Origin of the sequence: Pseudomonas entomophila (genome assembly GCF_029478665.1) — a bacterium.
Taxonomy (GTDB): Bacteria; Pseudomonadota; Gammaproteobacteria; order Pseudomonadales; family Pseudomonadaceae; genus Aquipseudomonas; species Aquipseudomonas entomophila_F.
Window position 1 is genome coordinate 1 of sequence record NZ_JARPQB010000122.1, and the last position, 774, is coordinate 774.

The following is a 774-nucleotide window of genomic DNA, read 5'->3' on the forward strand; positions in this document are numbered from 1 at the left end:
GGCGATCATCCCGCTGCCGCCGCCCCCACCGCCACCGCCGCCGGAGCCGCCCAAGGAGCCCGAGCCACCGGTCGAGGAGAAGATCGTCGAGCCGCAACCGGTGCCCGAGGCCGAGGAGGTCAAGCCGGCCGAGGACGCGCCGGACCCGGCCCAGGACCTGGCCGAGCCGATGCAGATGGACGGCGACGCGCAGGCGGGCGGCGACAGCTTCAACGTCGGCGCCGGCAAGGGCGGCGGCATGGCCGGTGGCGGCGGTGGGGGCCTGGGCAACGGCACCTACAGCCAGTACCTGGCCTACGCCTTCCAGCGCCTGCTGCGCGACAACCCCGAGCTGCGCAACCTGGTGTTCAACCTGCAGGCCGAGATCTGGCTCAGCGCCGCTGGCGAGATCACCCGTGTCGAGCTGCTGCGCGGCAGCGGCGAGCCCGAAGTGGACGCCCAGGTGGTCGCTGCCTTGCGTTCGGCGCCGGCCCTCGACCAACGCCCGCCCGCCAGCCTGACGTTGCCGGTGAAGATCGCCCTGCAGGGGCGCCGGCCATGAACAACGAAGCACGACTGACCCACAGGAGTTGCAAACCCATGAAGTGCCCAGTCAACCGATTGACCCTGGCGCTCGGCCTGCTGGCCGCCGCCACCGCGGTCGGTCCGGCCGTCGCCCACGCCGCGCCGTCGGAGAACGCGACCGTCAACCTGATCCGCCTGCTGGTGGAGCAGGGCGTGCTCAAGCAGGACAAGGCCGACGCGCTGATCGCCCAGGCCGAGCGCGAGGCCCAG

At 72.6% G+C, this 774-nt stretch carries 2 protein-coding genes; both read left to right on the forward strand.

All coding sequences use genetic code 11. From position 1 onward, the window contains the following. The coding region (locus P5705_RS26175; RefSeq protein WP_277463750.1) for an energy transducer TonB family protein at positions 1–541 on the forward strand (541 nt) is incomplete at its 5' end. A 38-nt stretch (positions 542–579) separates the two neighbouring features. Beyond that, a partial coding sequence (locus tag P5705_RS26180; protein WP_277463751.1) for a putative porin occupies positions 580–774 on the forward strand: 195 nt, incomplete at its 3' end.